Raw genomic sequence first — 21,426 nt, forward strand, 5'->3', positions numbered from 1 at the left:
GTCTCTCTGTCTTGATCGCGCGCCCTGTTATCCGGCGCACCGTTTGGAGCAAGCCTTTAGAACAAACTGCGGCCCAAGGCCAGCCCGGCGAAAACCGCCGCGATGGAAACCACCAGGCTTGCCGTGATGTAAACCGCTGAAAGGCCGAGCGCGCCACGTTCGAAAAGCGCTACCGCATCCAGCGAGAAGGACGAAAAGGTGGTGAAGCCACCGAGAACGCCGGTGACCAGAAACAGACGCATCTCCATGGACGCGTTCAGCCGCCTTGCAACAAGCTCAACCAGGAAACCGATGAGAAAGGATCCGACCACATTCACCGCCAGCGTTCCCCAAGGGAAAGTCATGCCGACAAGGCGCACACTCAACAGACCCACGAGATAGCGGAAAACCGAACCGATTGCGCCGCCTGCTGCGACAAGAGCGATATTCAGCATTTGGGGAATGTCTCCGGAGAAATACCCGACGGGTCTGTTGAAGACGTTTTCTAGAACATAGCCACGGGTGGTGAAACCCCCTCGTCCCGACCTTTTTTCGATTAAAACTCGATTAAATTGCACGTCCGCGATTTAGGCTTCCAACAAGACGCAGCTGCTAATCTGCGGTTTTACGGGTCGGCGAAGGATGGCCGGAGGTTGGATGACACAGGTTCTTTCCGTTTCTGCAAACACTGCGGCCTACGCACTGGAGGCCGTGAAGCCGTCGCAGCGTGTATCGCGCAGAAGCGAGGTTGAGGAAGCCATTCACGAATTGGCGCGCAAGGCCGAACAGGGAGACGATTTCCAGTTGAGAGCCTTGCTCACCGCCATCAAGCCGCCGGCCTTGACCCTCTATTTCCTGACAAGCGCCAGCCATCGCAACGCCCGCCAGACAACACTCGATCAGGCCGTGCAGGCCTACGAGGAAAATCAATCCAATAAAAACTTATAATATCAATTCGATATCCATACTTATTAAATCGATTCATAAGTTTTTTGGTGCGCATTTCGCCCGTTCAGGTTGTTGTCAGATTCAAATTTTAGTCCTTCGGTACCAACTGGAGGAAGATCATGATTTCTATTGCCCGTCACGTCGCAGCCACCACGATCGCGCTCCTTGTTTCGGCGCCGGCTTTCGCGGCCACGACCATCAAGGTCACCGAAGGCGGTGAAGGTGGCGGACCAATGACACTCGTGATGGACCAGACGACGGTCAAAGCCGGTGAAGCCGTGTTTCATGTGCATAATGATGCCATGAGCGAGCAGCACGAAATGGTGCTCGTCAAGCTGAAGTCTGCAGACGAAAAAATACCGCTCAATACCGCGAAACACCGTGTCGATGAAAAACAGCTTAAAAGTCTTGGCGAAGTGGCCGACCTGAAGCCGGGCGGCGATGGTCAGCTCAAGGCAAAGCTTACGCCCGGCACATATCTCCTCTTATGCAACATAAAAGGTCACTACGAAGCGGGTATGCAGGCCAAGCTGACTGTTACAAAATAATATTGGTCGAACAAGCTGAGGCTGCCGGATGAGTATTGCGTTCCGGCAGCCTCTTTTTTGCGTCAGTTGTGCTGGTGAGCGTTCTTGTCGTCACCACCCTTAGCCGAGCCTGCGGAAAGCACAATCTCGACCTTGCCAGCCTTTTCAAAGATCAGCGTCACCGGCACCTTGTCGCCTTCGGCGAACGGCTTCTTCACGTTGAAGAACATCATGTGCAGGCCGCCGGGCTTCAGCTCCACTGTCTCGCCGGCGGGAATGACGATGCCGTCATCCAGCTTGCGCATCTTCATGACGTCGTTGACCATGGCCATTTCGTGAATTTCCGCACGGCCGGCGGCGGAGGATTCGACGCCGATCAGCTTGTCGTCGCTGGAACCGGTATTCTTGATCGTCACATAACCGCCGCCCACGGGCTGACCGGGCAGCATGGCCTTTGTCGCGCCAGCCGAAAGCTCGAGACTGCCAGCCTTCACCACGTCCATATCCATATCCATGGCCATAGCGGAATGGTCATGCCCGCCGGCATGGGCTTTTGCGGTAACGCGGATGGTCGGCGCCGGGCTTTTCAACGAATGCGGATCGACGCCTGCGGCCGCCACCTCGTCCCAGGAAACCTTGCCTTTGTCGCCGCAGAGCTGCGTTACCTTGAAGGGAAGGTCCTGCCCGGCCTCTATGCCGGAGATTTTTCCCTGAACGGCAAAGGTGTCATAGAATTCATCCGGCAGATTGCCGCCCTTCCAGCGGATTTCGACCGCACCGCTTTTGATGTCCTTCCCGTGGTTCTTGTAGGCTTTCTGATAGTCGCCCTTGATGACCTCAAGGTTCCAACCGGCCTTGGGCTGCGGCTTGGCAGTGATGAAGCCTTCCGGCAGCTTGATCTGCACTTCCGTGGTGGCAAGTCCGCCATCGCAGCCATGCGGCACCTGAAGTGCGGCAACGATTGTGCTTTCCTGTTCGGCCGAACCGTCAACGAAGGTCGTATGGGCGAAGGCCTGCGCCGTCGAGACGGAGGCGACGAACAGGGTGCAGGTGATGATCTTGGTGGTTTTCATTTGTTTGTCCTTGCGACTGCGGCGCCATTGGCCCGGGCAGCTGCTCCGTGCCGCCACCCGGCGGCGATGATCCTGTGAAACGAAGAGATCAGGCGGACAGGGATGGCGGGCCGCGTGCGGACGGTTTGCGGATCGTCTGGACCGAGTGAAAGCCCCATTCCGCGGTCAGGCGATTGTCGAGCCAAGCGAATTCCGTCCTCAGCCAGCCGGCCGCATCGGGCACCGGCAAGAGAATGGACGAGGCCAGCAGGCAGGCCTCGCAAAACAGGATCGCATCGCTTGAATGGGCAGGGCCGTCATTGGGGTGCGAGGCATTTACCCTGCCGCTGTGGCCAAGGCAGATTTCGGCAAAGGTGCCGTCCGGCAGCCGGTAGCTCTCATCCAGAAGAACGGCAGGTGCCGCGGCGAGCGCGGGCTTGTGGGCAAAACCAAGCGACAACATCAAAAGCGCGCAGAAAATGCGAAGCATTTTCTCCACCCTTGTCAGCGGTCGTTTTCGATTTGCGTCCATCTTCTGGCGATACCCCTCTTTCTTTCCGATTTCAAAGGGGAAATTTGCCGCAGGCCCAACCGCTCAAAGGAACAATCGATACAGGGCGGCATTTCCTTTCCAATACGGATCGTTTCGGAAGGAGTACCGACATGCCAGCCAAATCGAAAGCCCAGCAGAAAGCCGCAGGTGCGGCGCTGGCCGCCAAACGCGGTGAAGTCAAGAAATCCAGTTTACAAGGTGCTTCAAAAAGCATGGAGAAGTCCATGACAGAAAAGGAACTTGATGAACTGGCGTCGACAAAGCGCAAGGGTCTGCCGGAGAAAAAATCAGACTGACGGCACGCTTCATGCTTGGAACTCGCCGTGTATCTAGCCAGCGATGGCGCAGATGGAGCAAAAATCTGTTCAGATGCGTCATTTCGTCCTTGCCAATGACCGGGCTTCGAAGATAATGAGCCTCGCATCATCGTTGGGAGAAACCGCTTCATTGCGGTGCCGAAGGAGCAACCGCCCCGGAAACTCTCAGGCAAAAGGACCACCGGTGACGACGGAACTCTGGAGAGAAGCCACCTTTCATAAGGACGGCTCGCCGAAGGGATAACAATCTCAGGCGACAAGGACAGAGGGGGCTCTTGAACCCGGCGCGTTTTTTGCGTCATGACCTGAGCCCGCGCGATCTTTCGCGCAACCCTGGAGGCGTCCTTGGACGATACCGCCGAGCTTAAAATCACGCCGCTCCATTCCCTGCATGTTTCCCTTGGCGCCCGCATGGTGCCTTTCGCCGGTTACGACATGCCGGTGCAATATCCGGCGGGCGTGCTGAAGGAACATCTTCAGACCCGTACCTCTGCTGGCCTCTTCGACGTGTCCCACATGGGCCAAGTTATCGTAAAGGCGAAGTCGGGCAACAATGCCGACGCTGCAATCGCGCTTGAAAAACTGGTGCCGGTTGACATTCTCGGCCTAAAGGAAGGCCGCCAGCGTTACGGTTTCTTCACCGATGAAAACGGCTTCATCCTCGATGATCTGATGATCACCAATCGCGGCGATCACCTTTTCGTCGTCGTCAACGCGGCATGCAAGGACGCCGATGTCGCCCATATGAAGGCGCATCTTTCTGACACTTGCGACATTACCCTTCTGGATGATCGTGCGCTGATTGCGCTTCAGGGACCACGCGCGGAAGCGGTTCTGGCCGAGCTTTGGGCCGGTGTTTCCGAAATGAAGTTCATGGACGTGCTGGAAGTTCCCCTGCACGACGTTCCCTGCATCGTTTCCCGTTCCGGTTATTCCGGCGAGGATGGTTTTGAAATCTCCGTGCCTGCCGAAAAGGCGGAAGAGATCGCCAAGGCCCTGCTTGAGCACCCTGATTGCGAGCCGATCGGGCTTGGAGCACGCGACAGCCTGCGTCTTGAAGCTGGCCTTTGTCTCTACGGCAACGATATCGATACAACGACCTCCCCGATCGAAGCCTCGCTTGAATGGGCGATCCAGAAGGCGCGCCGCGCCGGCGGTGATCGCGAAGGCGGTTTCCCTGGGGCGGAGCGTATTCTCGGTGAACTCAAGGACGGCACATCGCGCCGTCGCGTCGGCCTGAAGCCAGAGGGCAAGGCACCGGTGCGCGGTCATTCCAAGCTTTTCGCGGATGCCGAAGGCAAGACGGAAATCGGCGAAGTAACCTCCGGCGGCTTCGGTCCGTCGGTCGAAGGTCCCGTTGCCATGGGTTACGTCCCTGCGGCCTATACTGCTCCCGGCACGGCGATCTTTGCGGAAGTGCGCGGCAAATATCTGCCCGTCACCGTCGCTGCCCTGCCCTTCATCAAGCCTACCTACAAACGATAATCTTCATCCCATCTCCGGAGAGAATACGATGCTGAAATTTACCGCAGAACACGAATGGCTGAAGTTCGAAGGCGATATCGCCACCGTTGGCATTACCAGCCACGCCGCTGAACAGCTTGGCGACCTCGTCTTCGTCGAATTGCCGGAAGTGGGCGCCACCTTCTCCAAGAATGGCGACGCGGCGACCGTTGAATCCGTCAAGGCGGCTTCCGATGTCTATTGTCCGCTGGATGGCGAAGTGGTGGAAATCAACCAGGCCATCGTCGACGATCCCTCGCTGGTCAATTCCGATCCGCAGGGTGCCGGCTGGTTCTTCAAGCTGAAGCTCTCCAACGCCGCGGATGCCGATACGCTGCTCGACGAGGCAGCCTACAAGGAGCTGATCGCGTAATGACGACGCCCACGGAATTCCATTTCACCGACTATCAGCCCTATGATTTCGCCAACCGGCGTCACATCGGGCCGTCGCCGTCGGAAATGGCGGAGATGCTGAAGGTCATCGGCTACGAGAGCCTCGATGCCCTGATCGACGCCACCGTTCCCTCCTCCATCCGCCAGAAGGTGCCGCTGACCTGGGGTGCAGCGCTGACCGAACGCGAGGCGCTCGACCGCCTGCGCGAGACGGCCAACAAGAACCAGGTGCTGACCTCGCTGATCGGCCAGGGCTATTACGGTACAATCACGCCGCCGGTGATCCAGCGTAATATTCTGGAAAACCCGGCCTGGTACACAGCCTATACGCCTTACCAGCCAGAAATCAGCCAGGGCCGTCTTGAGGCGCTGCTGAACTACCAGACCATGGTCTGCGATCTGACCGGCCTCGATGTCGCCAATGCATCGCTGCTCGATGAAGCGACTGCCGCTGCCGAAGCCATGGCGATGTGCCAGCGCGTCGCGAAGTCCAAGGCGACCGCCTTCTTCGTCGATGCCAATTGCCATCCGCAGACCATCGCGCTGATCGAGACACGCGCGGCGCCACTCGGCTGGAAGGTTATCGTTGGCAATCCATTTACCGATCTCGATCCTGTCGACGTGTTCGGCGCGATCTTCCAGTATCCGGGCACCCACGGTCATGTCAGCGATTTCTCGGGCCTGATTTCCCGCCTGCACCAGACGGGTGCCATCGCTGCCGTTGCCGCCGATCTTCTGGCGCTGACGCTGTTGAAGTCACCCGGTGAAATGGGTGCGGATATCGCCATCGGCACCTCGCAGCGTTTCGGCGTTCCGGTCGGCTATGGTGGTCCGCATGCGGCTTACATGTCCGTCAAGGATGCACATAAGCGCTCCATGCCTGGCCGTCTGGTCGGCGTCTCAGTCGATGCGCGCGGCAATCGCGCCTATCGTCTGTCGCTGCAGACCCGCGAGCAGCATATCCGCCGCGAGAAGGCTACCTCCAACATCTGCACCGCGCAGGTGCTGCTTGCAGTCATGGCGTCGATGTATGGCGTCTTCCATGGCCCGCAGGGCATCAAGGCGATTGCGCAGCAGACCCACCAGAAGGCCGTTTTGATGGCCAAGGGCCTGGAGAAGCTTGGCTACGTCATCGAGCCGGAAACCTTCTTCGACACCATCACCGTCGAAGTCGGCCATATGCAGGGCGTCATCCTGCGCTCGGCCGTTGCGGAAGGTGTGAACCTGCGTAAGGTCGGCGCGACCAAGATCGGCATGAGCCTTGACGAGCGCACGCGTCCCGCGACGCTTGAGGCGGTCTGGCGCGCATTCGGCGGCAATTTCTCGATCTCGGATTTCGAGTTGGAATATCGCCTGCCGAAGGAACTGCTGCGCACCAGCCAGTACATGACGCATCCGATCTTCCACATGAACCGTGCCGAAAGCGAGATGACCCGTTACATCCGCCGTCTTTCGGACCGTGATCTCGCGCTCGACCGCTCGATGATCCCGCTCGGTTCCTGCACCATGAAACTGAACGCAACTGCGGAAATGCTGCCCATCACGTGGCCGGAATTTTCCGACATCCATCCCTTCGTGCCAGCCAATCAGGCGCTCGGCTACAAGGAAATGATCGATGACCTCTCGGAAAAGCTGTGCTCAGTCACCGGTTACGACGCCTTCTCCATGCAGCCGAATTCCGGCGCGCAAGGGGAATATGCGGGGCTCCTGACCATCCGCAACTACCACATCGCCAATGGCGGCGCACATCGCGACGTTTGCCTCATTCCAACCTCGGCGCATGGCACCAATCCAGCCTCCGCGCAGATGGTCGGCATGAAAGTGGTGCCGGTGAAAGTGCGGGAAAATGGCGATATTGATATCGACGATTTCCGAGCAAAAGCAGAGCAGTATGCGGAAAACCTCTCGTGCTGCATGATCACCTATCCGTCCACCCATGGCGTGTTTGAGGAGACGGTTCGCGAGATTTGCGAGATCACCCATAAACACGGTGGTCAGGTCTATCTCGACGGCGCCAACATGAACGCCATGGTTGGTCTTGCCCGTCCCGGCGATATCGGTTCCGACGTCAGCCACCTCAACCTGCACAAGACCTTTTGCATCCCGCATGGCGGCGGCGGTCCGGGCATGGGGCCGATCGGCGTCAAGGCGCATCTTGCTCCCTATCTTCCCGGCCATCCGACGACGGACGGTCGTGAAGGTGCGGTTTCGGCTGCCCCCTTCGGCTCGCCGTCGATCCTGCCGATTTCCTGGAGCTACTGCCTGATGATGGGCGGCGAAGGGCTGACGCAGGCGACCAAGGTTGCGATCCTCAACGCCAACTACATCGCCGAACGGCTGAAGGGCGCTTACGACGTGCTCTACAAGTCCGAAACGGGACGAGTGGCGCATGAGTGCATCATCGACACCCGCCCGCTGGCAGACAGCTGCGGCGTGACGGTGGACGACGTTGCAAAGCGCCTCGTCGACTGCGGTTTCCATGCGCCGACCATGAGCTGGCCGGTTGCCGGCACGCTGATGATCGAGCCAACGGAATCCGAGACCAAGGCGGAAATCGACCGTTTCTGCGATGCCATGCTGGCGATCCGCGAGGAAGCCCGCGACATCGAGGAAGGCCGTGCGGACAAGACCAACAATCCGCTGAAGAACGCGCCGCACACGGTGGAAGATCTCGTCGGCGAGTGGGATCGTCCTTACAGCCGCGAACAGGGTTGCTTCCCGCCCGGCGCCTTCCGCATCGACAAATACTGGTCGCCGGTAAACCGCATTGACAATGTCTATGGCGACCGCAACCTCATCTGCACCTGCCCGCCGATGGAGGCTTATGCCGAGGCCGCCGAATAAAGGCATCGGTACGAACGAACTTATGAAGGCCCGGAGCGATCCGGGCCTTTTTCGTTCCGGACACAAGCCCCAAGACCGGGCGACCACGTCACATGCGATTGATCGTAACCCGTTCCATGCTAAACCGGATGCTGCAATTTAAGCGGTGATGGAGTTTGAATGCGTTTGATTTGCCTGAATGGTTGGGGCGGAAAGCTCCATGACGAGCTTGTTCCCTATATCTCCGCGTCCGATCCCGACATTCTATGTTTGCAGGAAGTGGTGCATACACCGGCAGCCGAAGAGGACTGGCTGAGCTATCGCGATGACGGTAGGGATCTGCCGCAAAGGGCGAACTTTCTTCGCGATGTCGAAGAAGCCCTACCCGATCATCTGGCAATCTTTTGCCCGGCGGCACAGGGTGACCTCTGGCACGGGGAGACACGATATCCCTCTCAATGGGGGCTGGCGACTTTCGTGCGTAAATCCATCGCGATTGTTGCGCAGGCTCAAGGTTTCGTGCACGGCTGCTTTTCTGCGAATGGGTACGGAGATCACCCGCGTTCGCGCACGGGCCATGCTGTCAGGGTTTTCGACTTCACGACCGGCCAGCCAGCCGTCATCGCCCATATGCATGGGCTGCGTGACCCCAACGGTAAACACGATATTCCCGCCCGTTTGATGCAGGCAAAACGCCTCGTGAAACTCGTCAAAGACATCGCGGAGGATGGTGACCGGATCATCGTCTGCGGCGATTTTAATGTTCTGCCTGAGAGCGACACCTTCACGGTATTGAAGGAACTGGATCTCATCGAACTCGTCACAACACGTGGTTTCACAGACACGCGCACCTCGCACTATGCCAAACAAAACCGTTTTGCAGATTACATGCTGGTCAATCCGGTTGTGCAGGTCGATCACTTTGATGTGGTGAGACAGCCAGAAGTCTCGGATCATTGCCCCTTGCTGCTCGAATTCAGCTAGAGGCTTAAGCCGCCTTATCGGTCGTTGTCTTCATCTCACGGTTTGGTCAGCGCACGAGCCGGATATCGCTCGTCACCACAGTCTTGCCGGTCCTGCCGTCTTTGTCGGTGGTGCGAAGCCGCAGGCCGTTTTGCCCGACTTTTTCGATTGTCATGGCTGCGACGCGGTCGCCGTTGATGTCGCGGTTCCAGCGAACCGTCAGATTGATTGCATTTCCCTGTCGCGTACCGGAAAGGGCAGACGGGCGGCCAGAGGGTCCGGTGTAGGCGCCGCTGTAACGTCCACCTTTCTCCGACAGGTCGGCTGCAATTGCGCGCCTGACCACCAGAAGCCCACGGCATGTGCCGGACATATTGAGCGACGAGGTCCCCGTTTTGGAATTCAGCGTACAATTGACGTTGATCGGCGGCGTGCCAATGCGGGTGATCACGGTTCCCTTGCCCGCCCATGTACCTTTCAGCGACGAGAGGAATTCGCGTTCGTCCGCTAATGCCGGCTGCACACCGAGCAGCCCTGCAAAAAATAAACTCGTGATAGCCGTCGTTTTCATGGCGCGTATCCAATTTTTCACGAAGACTAACTCGCTTGCACCGTCAAACGTTCCTCCCGTTTATTTAGCAACTGTCAAAAAATTCGAGAGGCTCATGTTTCTCTCGTGCCGATGCAACCAAATGCAGGCATAGATGTTTCTCGCCAGCGTCGATCAATTTCTGATCACCTACCGCGTATTTTTCGGAGCATATTTCATGACGACGATCGGCGTTTTGGCACCGCGCGGCAGCCTCCCCTCCGGCGGTCTGCCTCGCAGCGGTGGTATGTCAGACCGCACGCTTTTTGCCCTTGCGGCGCTTAATTTCTTTCTGGCCGATGCCCGCGACGGGCTAGGGCCTTTTCTGGATGCATTTTTGGCGACACAGGGCTGGTCTTCGCTTTCGCTGGGGATGATCGCCACGGTCGGCGGCCTCGTCGGTCTGCTTGCCACACCGCTCTGCGGCGCGTTGGTGGACGGCACGACGTGGAAAAGAACGTTGATTGCCATCCCCGTCGTTCTCGTGACCGTCGGAGCGCTGATTACGCTGATTTTTCCCGATGCGTGGATCGTCTGGACCGGCCAGATCATGACTGCGGTTGTCGGCGCCGTCGTGGGACCGGCTCTGGCCGGACTGACGCTTGGTCTGGTCGGTGAACGCCTGTTCTCCCGTCAGATATCGCGAAACGAATTCTGGAACCATGGCGGCAATTTCGCATCGCTCTTCGCCACTTACGTTGCTGTTTCCTTCTTCGGCCTGCATGGCGTCATCGGACTGATGCTTCTGACGGCTGCCGGCGCACTTGTTGCCGCCGCCGCCATCGACCCCGACAGGATCGACCACAAGGTGGCGCGAGGCCTTGGCGAAGACAAGGGCGAACCGGGGCCCTCAGGCATCAACGTGCTGCTTCACGAACGCGGTCTGATATTCCTCGCGATCATTCTTCTCATCTTCCACTTCGGCAACGCGCCGATGGGGCGGCTTATCGCGCAGAATTTTGCCATCGAACTGCAGACACCATTTCGCACGACAGCGATCATTACTGGCGTCGCGCAATTTGCCATGATCTTCGTTGCGGCCCTGGCGCCGTGGCTGATCCGTCGCTTCGGTCTTGCGACGGTGTTCCTGATCGCGCTTGCCGCCCTTCCGATCCGCGGTCTGCTGGCATCCGCCTTCACGGATTTCTGGGTAATCTTTCCGGTACAGCTGCTTGACGGTATCGGTGCCGGCCTTCTGGGCATCGTGACGCCTGTGGCCGCCGAACGCATTCTCAAGGGAACCGGCCGGTTCAATGTCGGCCTTGCAAGCGTCATGATGGTGCAGGGCATTGGTGCGTCCCTCAGCAACGTCGTTGCCGGCTGGCTGGTCACCAAAGGCGGTTACGCCCTTTCGCACTTGGTCGGCGGCGGCATATCGGCCATCGCCATCGCTCTCTTCTTCATCTACCGAAACGAGATCGCCCCGAAGCAGGCCGACGAAGCACTGCCTCAGTAAACCGTACAAATAAAAAGGAGGCCTAACGGCCTCCTTCATCCAACTTGCGCAAGTGTCGGTTATCCGACGAAAGCACGCTCGATGACGAACTCGGCAGGCTTGTTGTTCGCACCTTCGTTAAGGCCGGCCTTTTCAAGAAGCTCCTTCGTGTCCTTCAGCATGGCCGAAGAACCGCAGATCATGCCGCGATCGATAGCGGGATCGAGTGCGGGAACACCCAGATCCGCAAACAGCTTGCCGTTCTCAATCAGCGAGGTGATGCGGCCCTTGAAGGGATAATCCTCGCGCGTGACAGTCGCATAGTGCTTGAGCTTGTCGCCGACGATCTCGTTCAGGAATTCATGGTTCCTGATTTCCTCGACCAGATCGAAACCGTATTTCAGTTCGGCCACATCGCGGCAGGTATGGGTGAGGATGACCTCTTCAAACTTTTCATAGGTCTCGGGATCGCGGATCAGGCTTGCGAAGGGTGCGATGCCGGTGCCGGTCGAGAACATATAGAGCCGTCTGCCTGGTGTCAGCGCATCCAGAACCAGAGTGCCTGTCGGCTTCTTGCGCATAAGCACGGTATCGCCGGGCTTGATCGCCTGAAGATGCGAGGTCAACGGGCCATCCGGAACCTTGATCGAGAAGAATTCAAGTTCCTCGTCCCAGGCAGGGCTGGCGATGGAATAGGCGCGGTAGATCGGCTTTTCGCCGACCATCAGGCCGATCATGGCGAATTCGCCGGAACGGAAACGGAAGCCGGCCGGACGCGTCATGCGGAAACGGAACAGGTGATCCGTATAGTGCTCCACCGACAAAACTGTCTCGGCGTAAACACCATCAGGTATCTTGATCGCGAAATCTTCCGTCTTGGCTGGCGCGTTCATTTCAGGTTCCGTCCATTCATTCGATAAGCGACATTCTTCGACCGGGCAATTATACCATTTTTGCCGCGGTTTGAAGGCATGAGAATATCAATACTGCCATGCGCGCAGAAAATATGCATCTAAAACTCATATTTCCGCGCAACGCGTCATTGGGCCGCACGGCGGCGCCAGCTATAGGCCTCTCCACCGTTGGCCGGAAGGGCCGTCGGCTGGTAATAGACCGGGATTTCCGGCAGGCGATTTTCGGAGAGGCGGCGGATCGCCGTCTCGTTCGTCACCGCAAAGCTGGTAAAGCCGGTGCGCAGCATCAGCGGCACCTGGTCGATCAGAACATCGCCAACCGCCCTCACCTCGCCGGCAAAATCAAGACGGCTGCGCAGCAACGAGGCATGGCTGAAACCACGCCCGTCATTGAAGGCCGGGAAGCTGACGGCGACAAGGTCGATACGGTCGAGATAGGGCTCGAGCCGGGTGACATCGTCGGCAGGCGCAATCAGAACGCCGAGGCCGACATCATTGCTTTCAGCCGCACGGACAAGGAAATCAGCAAGCGACAGCACCGGTTTCTGCTCGGCAGTTGCCTTCACTTCTTCCGTTTCGATCACCCAGGGATCGTTTTCCACGAAGCCGTCGCGGTTCCAGATTTTCGTCATGGCAATCTCCTCAGGCGGCTTCAGCGGCGGAACCGTAGAGCGCATCCTTGAACGGCTGCGGTCCGACGCGGCGATATGCTTCGAGGAAGGTTTCTTCCTTCGAAAGACGCAAGCCCAGATAGGTGTCGACGATGGTTTCCACCGCGTCGGTCACTTTTTCCGGCTCGAAACCGCGGCCAATGATCTCACCAATCGAGGTGTTTTCATCACCCGATCCGCCAAGCGTGATCTGGTAGAGTTCCGCACCCTTCTTCTCAACACCCAGAAGGCCGATATGGCCGACATGGTGGTGGCCGCAGGCATTGATGCAGCCGGAAATCTTGATCTTAAGCTCGCCGATTTCCGCCTGACGTTCCGGCGCGCCAAAACGGGTGGAGATTTCCTGCGCCACCGGAATGGAGCGCGCATTGGCAAGCGCGCAATAGTCCAGCCCGGGACAGGCAATGATATCGGTGATCAACCCGGCATTGGCAGTCGCCAGTCCGGCTCCTACAAGTGCGCGATAGACCGGCTCGAGATCGGCCAGTGCCACATGCGGCAGGATGATGTTCTGCTCGTGGCTGATGCGGATTTCGTCAAACGCGTATTCGGCGGCGATATCGGCGACGAGTTCCATCTGCTCGTCGGTCGCATCGCCGGGAATGCCGCCAATCGGCTTCAGGGAAATCGTCACCATGCCGTAGTCCGGATGCTTATGCGGCTGGACGTTCTGCTCGACAAAACGGGCAAAACCCTCATCCGCCCGCTTCCAGCGCGCCAGGCTCTCCCAGCCTTCAGGACGGTCCTTCAATGCTGGCGGTGCGAAATAGGCGGTGATGGCTGCAATATCGGCATCCGGCAGCTTCAATTCCGTGTTTTTCAGCTCCGCGAATTCGACCTCGACCTGGCGGGCCAGTTCTTCTGCGCCGGTTTCATGCACGAGGATCTTGATACGCGCCTTGTACTTGTTGTCGCGGCGGCCGTGCAGGTTGTAAACGCGCATGACGGCCGTGGTATAGGACAGCAGGTCTTCTTCCGGCAGGAAGTCGCGGATCTTCTTGGCGATCATCGGCGTACGGCCCTGCCCGCCGCCGACATAGACCGCAAAACCGATCTCGCCCTTGTCGTTCTTTTTCAGATGCAGGCCGATATCGTGAACCTGAATCGCGGCGCGGTCGCGCTCGGCGCCCGTTACAGCGATCTTGAACTTGCGCGGCAGGAACGAGAACTCCGGATGCACGGAAGACCATTGACGCAAGATTTCCGCATAAGGACGCGGATCGGCGACCTCGTCTGCGGCGGCGCCCGCGAAATGGTCGGCGGTCACGTTGCGAATGCAGTTACCCGAGGTCTGCAGCGCATGCATTTCCACGCTTGCCAGTTCGGAGAGGATATCGGGCGTGTCGGACAGGCGCGGCCAGTTGTACTGAATGTTCTGGCGGGTGGTGAAGTGGCCGTAACCCCGGTCATATTTGCGGGCGATATGGGCCAGCATCCGCATCTGCTGCGAATTCAGCGTGCCGTAGGGAATGGCGACGCGCAGCATATAGGCATGGAGCTGGAGATAGACACCGTTCATAAGGCGCAGCGGCTTGAACGCGTCCTCGGCAAGCTCGCCGGACAACCGGCGCTCGACCTGATCGCGAAACTGTGCCACGCGGCCTTCAACAAATGCATGATCGAACTCGTCGTAACGGTACATATTCTTCCTCAGACTGCGATGAATGCTGCATCGGCCGGCTTGAAGCCGTTGGCATAGTGCATGGTCGGGCCAGCGGCGCGAATTCGCTCACGAAGCCGCGTCGGCCAAAGCTTGCCATTCTCCTCCACCACGTCGATGACATTCACGTCAACGACCTTGTTGGCGGAAAAATCCCGCTTGCCGATTTCCTCGAACGAAGCGACGGCCTCTGCGTGGCGGGCGACGATTGCGTCCTGCAGGTTCTCCGTCCATTCGCCATTGGCATCGAGCCATACAGCGATCCCATCGCCCAAGCGGTTGGCGGTCAAAACCTTGTCAGCCATTTGCATACTCCCTTTTAAGGTTCGCTGGCCGCGCAACAAGCGCCAGCGCCTCGGACCTGTCAAAATTGGCGCCCGCCACCGCATCGCCGATGATGACCATGACCGGACCGGTCAGTTCGTCGCGATGTTCGAGGTCGGGCAGATCGTTCAAAGTGCCATGCAGCAGGCGGCGATCCGCGCGGCTGGCATTTTCGATGACGGCTACGGTCGTTTCCACGCCGAGACCTGCCTCTATCAGCCTCGTCGCGACCGACGCGGCAACGCTGCGGCCCATATAGACAGCAATGGTAGCGCCGGAGACGGCAAGCCGCGCCCAGTCCGGCAGGACATCGCCGGTCAGATCGTGGCCGGTGGTGAAAATCAGCGACGAAGCGACACCGCGCAGCGTCAAGGGCAATTCGAAATCCGCAGCAGCGGCGAAGGCGGAGGTGATGCCCGGAACGATCTCGTAACCGATACCGGCATCGCGCAGCGCCGCCATTTCCTCTCCCGCCCGGCCATAGACCAGCGGATCACCGGATTTGAGGCGCACGACGCGCTTGCCGTCTTTACCAAGACGCACCAGCAGGCGGTTGATCTCATCCTGCGACTTGCTGTGGCACCCCTTGCGTTTGCCGACGGACAGCCGCTCGGCGTCGCGGCGCCCCATGTCAACGATTGCCTGCGGCACTAGCGCATCATAGACGATCACATCCGCTTCCATCAGCACGCGCTGCGCGCGCAGCGTCAGCAAATCTTCAGCACCGGGACCAGCGCCCACAAGCCAGACGCGGCCTTCGCTGCGCTCGGGCGATTGCAGCAAACGGTCAGCGGCATGGCGGGCGGATGATGTATCGCCGAGAGCGACGGCATCTGCGACAGCACCGGAAAAGAACCGGCGCCAGAAATTGCGCCGCAACGCGCCCTTGGGAACATTCTGCTCGGCGGCGTCACGATATTGCACGGCGAGACGCGCAAGCTTGCCCAGCGACGGAGACAGCATCTGATCGATGCGTGCACGGATCATCTGGGCAAGAACCGGGCCGGCGCCTTCGGTGCCAATGGCGATGGCGACGGGTGCGCGGGCGACGAGTGCGGGCGTGAAGAAATCGCAGAACTCCGGCTGATCCACCGCATTGGCGGGGATTTTCTTGGCGCGCGCAGCCAAAACGATCTCACGGTCCAGTGCCTCGTCTCCAGTGGCGGCAAAAACCAGCGTCGCGCCTTCAATCAGTGGGCCTGCGAAACTCAAGGCCCGATGATCGATGCCGTTTTCGCTGATATAGCGCGCAAAATCCGCTTCCGGCTCGTCGGCATAAGCAATGATATGTGCATTGGTATTGGCAAGCAGCCTTACCTTCGCAAAGGCCTCGTCGCCATTGCCGAAAACAGCGACCTGCCGTCCCTCAACCCGGAAGAACGCGGGGAAGGTCGAAAGGCGATCGCCAGAAGCGGAAAAATCATGTTCGTTGTGCATCGGGCATTTATCCCGCATTGCGGCGCAAGATTGAAGAAACAGAAATTCAAGCCTTTCCGACACCTGGATTTTTATTTCTCGAACACCCCTGTTTTTGAGGAAAACTAACCGGCGCACCTTTATCAACCCTGTCGAACGCCTCGAAATCCCATGAGAATCCCTTGACAAACCAGGCCCTCGCGCCGAACAAGAAGGGACTATTTTCGTCGATTTCTCCATGCAAAAACCGCTTCACCCTGAGGCGGTACGAAGGATCAGACCCTTGACCAGCTCGACAATTGCCGCCCGTCTTCTCGATGTCATCGAACACGATATCCTGCCCCTGACGGCACGCGGCGTCAGCCTCGGCAACAAGGTTTTCGGTGCGGCGATCCTGCGCAAATCCGACCTGTCGCTGGTGATCGCGGAGACGAATAACGAGCTGGAAAACCCGCTCTGGCATGGCGAAGTGCACGCGCTTAAGCGGTTTTACGAGCTGGGTGAGAAGCCGAACACCAAGGAATTGATTTTCCTTTCCACCCATGAACCCTGCACCATGTGCATGTCCGCCATCACCTGGGCCGGCTTCGACAATTTCTACTCCTTTTTCAGCCACGAGGATTCGCGCGACGCTTTCGCCATTCCGCACGACCTGAAAATCCTCAAGGAAGTTTTCGGGCTGGAGCCGGGCGGGTATCGCCGCAGCAACGCCTTCTGGAACTCTTTCTTCATTGCCGATCTGGTGGAGAGCGAAGACGATCCGCTGAAGACCGAGCTGAAGGCGCAGACGGCCCGCATCAAGGCTGCCTATGACGAGCTTTCCACCAGCTATCAGTCATCGAAGAGCGGCAACGATATTCCGCTGAACTAGAGCATTTCTAGACGGTTTTCCGCCTGGATATGTATGAAAATAAAGAACGAAGGTTTGAAAGACTATGGAAGCCTCGAAGGATATTTCCCGCCTGATCGAGATCATGGAAGCCCTGCGCCAGCCGGAAACCGGCTGCCCCTGGGATGTCGTCCAGACCTTCGAGACGATCAAGCCTTACACCATCGAAGAGGCTTATGAGGTTGCCGACGCCATCGAGCGCAGGGATATGGACGATCTTTGCGAAGAACTGGGCGACCTGTTGCTGCAGGTGGTTTTCCATGCCCGCATCGCCGAGGAACGGGGCGAATTCGCCTTTGGTGACGTGGTTGAGGCCGTGACGTCCAAAATGATCCGCCGCCATCCGCACGTCTTTGCCGTTTCCGCCGCCAATACGCCTGACAGCGTCAAGCTGCAATGGGACCAGATCAAGGCCGAGGAAAAGCGCGAGCGTGCGGAACGCCGCGCCCGCCGCGGTATCACCGAGGATTTCAAGGCCGGCTTTTTAGGCAGTGTGCAGCGTAGCCAGCCGGCTCTGACCGAGGCTCTGAAGTTGCAGGAACAGGCTGCGCGTGTCGGTTTCGATTGGTCGGATCCAGCCCCCATTCTCGACAAGATCGAGGAGGAAATCGCCGAACTGCGTGAAGCGCTAGCGGAGGGAAAGCCGGAGAAGGTCTCTGATGAACTTGGCGATCTCATCTTCGCGCTGGTCAATATCGGCCGTCACGTCAAGGCCGATCCGGAAGACGCGCTGCGCGGCACCAACACGAAATTCCGGAGGCGTTTCAATCACATCGAGACGTCGCTCACCGAAAATGGCGAAACGCTTCAGGAAGCGAGCCTTGAGAGAATGGAAGACCTGTGGCAGGCGGCAAAACGCATCGAACGCTCGCTGGATATGGTTTCGTCCTGATAACCCAGATATGCCGAAAAATTCAGAGCGCCCGGTGCTTTCGACAGTGGTGACGAAAATCTAGACCTCTCCTGCGTCACGCTCTGGCCTGCCCCGAGCATCTGCGACGTCCTGATTGTATCTGTGTGTCTAGATCCTTGGGACAAGCCCAAGGATGACGTTGAGTATAAGGGAATATACCGCAATCGTTCTGGGAGCGTTTACTGCTCCCAGTCTTCCCGCTCGCGGATGGTCGACTTTCCAAGCTTCCGTTCCAGCTCGGTGGCCTGCGCTTCCGAAAGGCGAACATCAAGCGAAACCGAACCGTCCTCATTGTCTTCACGGCTATCCACGATGGAGTTGCTGTAGACCCAGGAGATCAGCGGCAATTGCTCGACGGAGAGGACTACGGTCGTTTCCGTCAGGACACCTGACAGACGGCCGGAAATCTCGTCCATCAGGGCATCGACGCCCTCGCCCGTGACCGCCGAAACGGCACGAATATCGGAGCGGCCCTCGGCACGTTCAATGATGGCGTCATGCGCTTCTGGTTCGAGACGATCGACCTTGTTCCAGACCTCGATGATGCGCTTTTCGGCTTCCTTTTCGTCGATGCCGAGATCGCCAAGAATGCGCAGCACATCGGCCGACTGGGCGGCATTATCCGGATCGGACATGTCGCGCACGTGCAAAATAAGATCGGCTTCCAGCACCTCTTCCAGCGTTGCGCGGAAAGCGGCGACGAGATGCGTCGGCAGATCGGAGATGAAACCGACGGTATCGGACAGGATAACCGTGCGGCCATGCGGCAGCTTCATGCGGCGCAAGGTCGGATCGAGCGTTGCGAACAGCATGTCTTCCGCCAGAACGCCAGCACCGGTAATGCGATTGAAGAGGGTGGACTTGCCGGCATTGGTATAACCGACCAGCGCCACGATCGGGTGCGGCACCTTGCGGCGCTTGGCGCGGTGAAGCTGGCGGGTGCGCACGACCTGCTCCAGCTCGCGCTCGAGCTTGACGATGCGATCCTGCAGCAGCCGACGGTCGGCCTCGATCTGCGTTTCACCCGGACCGCCCATGAAGCCCGCGCCTCCGCGCTGGCGTTCAAGGTGGGTCCAGCTTCTGACGAGGCGGCCCTTCTGATAGTTCAGATGCGCAAGATCGACCTGCAACGTGCCTTCCTTGGTGGAGGCACGGCGGCCGAAGATTTCGAGGATCAGGCCCGTCCTGTCGATGACCTTCGCATTCCACTGCTTTTCAAGATTGCGCTGCTGCACCGGGGTCAAAGGATGATCGACGATCACCAGACCGGAATTGGTTTCATCCAGAAGATGGCCGATTTCCTCTATCTTGCCGGTTCCAAACAATGTCGCCGGACGCGGCTGGTTGACCGGCACGACAAGACCTTGCGTCACCTCAAGATCAATGGCGAGCGCCAGCCCCTTTGCTTCCTCAAGCTTGGCCTCAACAGACCGTACAGGAGAAACCGGACCCGCCACCGCATCACGGCTTTCGCGCTGCTGCTTGAGGACAGGCACGATGACCACCGCACGCATGTCGTCGCGGTGCTTTTCCTGTTCGGGGATGATCGATTCGTTCGAGGTGTCGCGCGTCGTAATGGGTTCAGCCTTATCAAGAAATGACATTGCAGCCGACCGCATCAGTGCGGACGACTATCTGGATTAACCTGATTGAACCGGAAATGTTCCCGGTTCAGGTCGGCTTATATCGAAGATACCGTTGAGGGAGCCTGATCAGGCTGCGCCTTCTTCGCTCTCGAACATCTGCATCGGCTGGCCGGGCATGATGGTGGAGATCGCATGCTTGTAAACAAGCTGCGAGTGACCGTCACGGCGCAGAAGCACGCAGAAATTATCGAAGGAGGTGACAACGCCCGTCAGCTTGACGCCGTTGATCAGGAAAATCGTGAGCGAAATCTTTTGCTTACGAACGGTATTGAGGAAAAGATCCTGAAGGTTTTGAGAACGTTCCGCCATGGCGCCGCTTCTTTCTTTTTTGCCGGCAGGGATACCGGAAAATAATCAATCAATAATAAGCCGGCCGAGTCTAGTCCCCCGCTTGGCCGACCTGCAACTCTGGTATCAAATCGTGTCCTGTTCCGCAACGGCGAAAACAGCCGAATGAGTACGAGTATTGACCTGCTTTTTCGATTCGAAACAGTCAGAAATATTGTATCGAAACCCGGAAAAGCTGTTCCACGTTGCGCACCGCATCGGCAGATGCAAACAGCACGACGCGGTCCTTCGCCTTGATCTTCGTGCTGCCGTCCGGGCGGATCACCACACCGTCGCGATAGATCGCGCCGATGCGCACGCCATCAGGCATATCGATGTCACGAAAGGACTGGCCGACCAGCGGCGAAGTCTCCAACGCCTCTGCCTCGATTACCTCCGCCGAGCCGCGCTGAACGGCATAAACCGACCGGATACGGCCCTTGCGCACATGCTGGAGAACGCGCGAAATGGTAACGGCCCGGGGATTGATATAGGCGTCGAGACCGAGTGAATCCGCAACCTCGTGAAAGGACGAGCTGTTCAACAATGCAAGGTTGGATTTGCAGCCGAGCTGCTTGGCCATCACCGCCGCCAGTATATTGGTCTGATCGCTGTTGGTGAGCGTCACGATCAGATCCGCATCCTGAATATCGGCCTGCAGCAAAATCTTCTGGTCCAGCGCCGAACCATGCATGACAATGGTGTTGCTGAGCTGTTCCGATGCGGCAATAGCCCTGTCGCGATCCGCCTCGATGATCTTTACCCGCGTCTTAGGCTGCAACTCCTCGATCTTCTGCGCGACGAAGTGGCCAATATTGCCGGCGCCCGCAATCACGATGCGCTGCGCCTCCTGCTCCTCATGGCCGAAGAGGCCAAGGGTGCGGCGTGCGTGCTGGCGCTGACAGATGACATAAGCGAGGTCGCCGACGCGCAGCTGCTCGGAGGAGTGCGCGACCTTGAGGATGCCGTTCCGGTAGACACCCACCACGGTTGCGATAAGGTCCGGAAAGAGGTTGGAAAGCTGCTGCAGCGGCGTGTTGATGACCGGGCAGTCCTCCATGCACTCGATTGCCAGCATGAAGACCGTGTCGTCGGCGAAACGCACGACATCGGTGGCACCCGGAAAGGCGATGCGCCTGAGTACCATCTTGCCGACTTCGACTTCAGGCGAAATCGTCACGTCGATCGACATGTTTTCGCGGCTGAACAGATCGGCATATTCCGGTTTCAGATAGCTTTGGTCGCGGATGCGGGCGATCTTGGTCGGAACGCTGAACAGCGCATGCGCAACTTCGCAGGCGACGATATTGATCTCGTCATGCAGGGTCACGGCGATGATCATGTCGGCCTGGTCCGCCCCCGCCTTTGCCAGCATGTCGGGATGGGCGCCATGGCCGACATAACCGCGCACATCCAGCGTCTCTGTAATGGCGGTAATGAGGGTCGCGGAGGTATCGATGACCGATACCTCATTATCCTCGCGCGACAGTTGTTCGGCAATGCCGTAACCCACCTGCCCTGCGCCGCAAATGATGACTTTCATGCTGTCTCTCTGACGGAATAATCGATTACGACGACTTGGGC

22 protein-coding genes and 1 riboswitch are annotated in these 21,426 nt (G+C 58.4%); of the genes, 10 read left to right on the plus strand and 12 right to left on the minus strand.

What is annotated here, in order from left to right:
* Positions 1-56: 56 nt before the first annotated feature.
* A complete protein-coding gene (crcB, locus tag AC5SEO_RS12930) occupies positions 57-434 on the minus strand; it encodes a fluoride efflux transporter CrcB (protein WP_013636055.1) in 378 nt (125 codons plus the stop codon).
* 202 nt (positions 435-636) lie between these two features.
* Between crcB and AC5SEO_RS12935 the strand changes: the two genes are divergently transcribed.
* Both AC5SEO_RS12935 and AC5SEO_RS12940 read left to right on the plus strand, forming a co-directional pair.
* A complete protein-coding gene (locus AC5SEO_RS12935) occupies positions 637-927 on the plus strand; it encodes a hypothetical protein (RefSeq protein WP_174068332.1) in 291 nt (96 codons plus the stop codon).
* Positions 928-1,046: 119 nt separating this feature from the next.
* The gene (locus AC5SEO_RS12940) at positions 1,047-1,475 is read left to right on the plus strand and encodes a plastocyanin/azurin family copper-binding protein (RefSeq protein ID WP_080798579.1); all 429 of its coding nucleotides are present in this window, start codon (positions 1,047-1,049) and stop codon (positions 1,473-1,475) included.
* A gap of 62 nt (positions 1,476-1,537) precedes the next feature.
* On the opposite strand, the gene AC5SEO_RS12945 is transcribed toward AC5SEO_RS12940, so the two are convergent.
* Together AC5SEO_RS12945 and AC5SEO_RS12950 are read right to left on the minus strand one after the other, a co-directional pair.
* Positions 1,538-2,527, minus strand: a complete 990-nt coding sequence (locus tag AC5SEO_RS12945) for a copper chaperone PCu(A)C domain-containing protein (RefSeq protein WP_174068331.1) — start codon at positions 2,525-2,527, stop codon at positions 1,538-1,540.
* Between the two features lie 88 nt (positions 2,528-2,615).
* A complete protein-coding gene (locus tag AC5SEO_RS12950) occupies positions 2,616-2,996 on the minus strand; it encodes a hypothetical protein (protein WP_236771174.1) in 381 nt (126 codons plus the stop codon).
* 173 nt (positions 2,997-3,169) lie between these two features.
* On the opposite strand from AC5SEO_RS12950, the gene AC5SEO_RS12955 reads away from it, so the two are divergent.
* The 5 genes from AC5SEO_RS12955 (at position 3,170) to AC5SEO_RS12975 (ending at position 9,079) form a co-directional block, all read left to right on the plus strand.
* Complete coding sequence (locus tag AC5SEO_RS12955) at positions 3,170-3,355, plus strand: DUF3008 family protein (protein ID WP_003496099.1); 186 nt, start codon at positions 3,170-3,172, stop codon at positions 3,353-3,355.
* Between the two features lie 124 nt (positions 3,356-3,479).
* Positions 3,480-3,567: riboswitch (glycine riboswitch) on the plus strand.
* Positions 3,568-3,721: 154 nt separating this feature from the next.
* Positions 3,722-4,861: a glycine cleavage system aminomethyltransferase GcvT gene (gene gcvT, locus AC5SEO_RS12960; RefSeq protein WP_174068329.1), complete on the plus strand. Its 1,140-nt coding sequence runs from the start codon at positions 3,722-3,724 to the stop codon at positions 4,859-4,861.
* A gap of 28 nt (positions 4,862-4,889) precedes the next feature.
* Positions 4,890-5,252: a glycine cleavage system protein GcvH gene (gene gcvH, locus AC5SEO_RS12965; RefSeq protein WP_003512948.1), complete on the plus strand. Its 363-nt coding sequence runs from the start codon at positions 4,890-4,892 to the stop codon at positions 5,250-5,252.
* Positions 5,252-8,116 carry an aminomethyl-transferring glycine dehydrogenase gene (gcvP, locus tag AC5SEO_RS12970; RefSeq protein WP_174068328.1) on the plus strand — a complete coding sequence of 955 codons (2,865 nt, stop codon included), beginning with the start codon at positions 5,252-5,254 and terminating at the stop codon, positions 8,114-8,116. Before gcvH ends, gcvP begins: the two co-directional genes overlap by 1 nt.
* A gap of 159 nt (positions 8,117-8,275) precedes the next feature.
* A complete protein-coding gene (locus AC5SEO_RS12975; protein WP_113473209.1) occupies positions 8,276-9,079 on the plus strand; it encodes an endonuclease/exonuclease/phosphatase family protein in 804 nt (267 codons plus the stop codon).
* Positions 9,080-9,125: 46 nt separating this feature from the next.
* Here AC5SEO_RS12975 and AC5SEO_RS12980 read toward each other — a convergent pair whose 3' ends face one another.
* Positions 9,126-9,629 (minus strand): hypothetical protein, encoded by a 504-nt coding sequence (locus AC5SEO_RS12980; RefSeq protein WP_003512942.1) that lies wholly within the window; start codon positions 9,627-9,629, stop codon positions 9,126-9,128.
* A gap of 133 nt (positions 9,630-9,762) precedes the next feature.
* Here AC5SEO_RS12980 and AC5SEO_RS12985 point away from each other — a divergent pair, with 133 nt between their 5' ends.
* Positions 9,763-11,103 carry an MFS transporter gene (locus AC5SEO_RS12985; protein WP_174061419.1) on the plus strand — a complete coding sequence of 447 codons (1,341 nt, stop codon included), beginning with the start codon at positions 9,763-9,765 and terminating at the stop codon, positions 11,101-11,103.
* Between the two features lie 59 nt (positions 11,104-11,162).
* On the opposite strand, the gene AC5SEO_RS12990 is transcribed toward AC5SEO_RS12985, so the two are convergent.
* From AC5SEO_RS12990 to cysG, 5 genes are all read right to left on the minus strand, one after another.
* Positions 11,163-11,975 (minus strand): ferredoxin--NADP reductase, encoded by an 813-nt coding sequence (locus AC5SEO_RS12990; RefSeq protein ID WP_003512938.1) that lies wholly within the window; start codon positions 11,973-11,975, stop codon positions 11,163-11,165.
* Positions 11,976-12,121: 146 nt separating this feature from the next.
* Complete coding sequence (locus tag AC5SEO_RS12995) at positions 12,122-12,628, minus strand: DUF934 domain-containing protein (protein ID WP_038492802.1); 507 nt, start codon at positions 12,626-12,628, stop codon at positions 12,122-12,124.
* 10 nt (positions 12,629-12,638) lie between these two features.
* Positions 12,639-14,309, minus strand: coding sequence for a nitrite/sulfite reductase (locus AC5SEO_RS13000; RefSeq protein WP_003512935.1), 1,671 nt, complete (start codon positions 14,307-14,309; stop codon positions 12,639-12,641).
* Positions 14,310-14,317: 8 nt separating this feature from the next.
* Entirely contained in the window at positions 14,318-14,632 is a 315-nt protein-coding gene (locus AC5SEO_RS13005) for a DUF2849 domain-containing protein (protein ID WP_003512933.1), read from the minus strand.
* Positions 14,625-16,088 (minus strand): siroheme synthase CysG, encoded by a 1,464-nt coding sequence (gene cysG, locus AC5SEO_RS13010; protein WP_174042494.1) that lies wholly within the window; start codon positions 16,086-16,088, stop codon positions 14,625-14,627. The genes AC5SEO_RS13005 and cysG overlap by 8 nt, the downstream gene beginning before the upstream one ends.
* A gap of 262 nt (positions 16,089-16,350) precedes the next feature.
* On the opposite strand from cysG, the gene AC5SEO_RS13015 reads away from it, so the two are divergent.
* Positions 16,351-16,938: a deaminase gene (locus AC5SEO_RS13015; protein ID WP_038490910.1), complete on the plus strand. Its 588-nt coding sequence runs from the start codon at positions 16,351-16,353 to the stop codon at positions 16,936-16,938.
* Between the two features lie 64 nt (positions 16,939-17,002).
* Positions 17,003-17,848 carry a nucleoside triphosphate pyrophosphohydrolase gene (gene mazG, locus AC5SEO_RS13020; RefSeq protein WP_111783090.1) on the plus strand — a complete coding sequence of 282 codons (846 nt, stop codon included), beginning with the start codon at positions 17,003-17,005 and terminating at the stop codon, positions 17,846-17,848.
* A 200-nt stretch (positions 17,849-18,048) separates the two neighbouring features.
* Here mazG and hflX read toward each other — a convergent pair whose 3' ends face one another.
* The 3 genes from hflX to trkA all read right to left on the minus strand — a co-directional run bounded on the left by hflX (position 18,049) and on the right by trkA (position 21,385).
* Positions 18,049-19,473, minus strand: coding sequence for a GTPase HflX (hflX, locus tag AC5SEO_RS13025; protein WP_174042493.1), 1,425 nt, complete (start codon positions 19,471-19,473; stop codon positions 18,049-18,051).
* Positions 19,474-19,581: 108 nt separating this feature from the next.
* On the minus strand, positions 19,582-19,824 hold the full coding sequence (gene hfq / locus AC5SEO_RS13030) for an RNA chaperone Hfq (RefSeq protein ID WP_003496145.1): 243 nt from the start codon (positions 19,822-19,824) through the stop codon (positions 19,582-19,584).
* Positions 19,825-20,008: 184 nt separating this feature from the next.
* Entirely contained in the window at positions 20,009-21,385 is a 1,377-nt protein-coding gene (gene trkA, locus AC5SEO_RS13035) for a Trk system potassium transporter TrkA (RefSeq protein ID WP_174068327.1), read from the minus strand.
* Positions 21,386-21,426: the final 41 nt, after the last annotated feature.

It is taken from the genome of Agrobacterium sp. K11 (assembly GCF_059429395.1).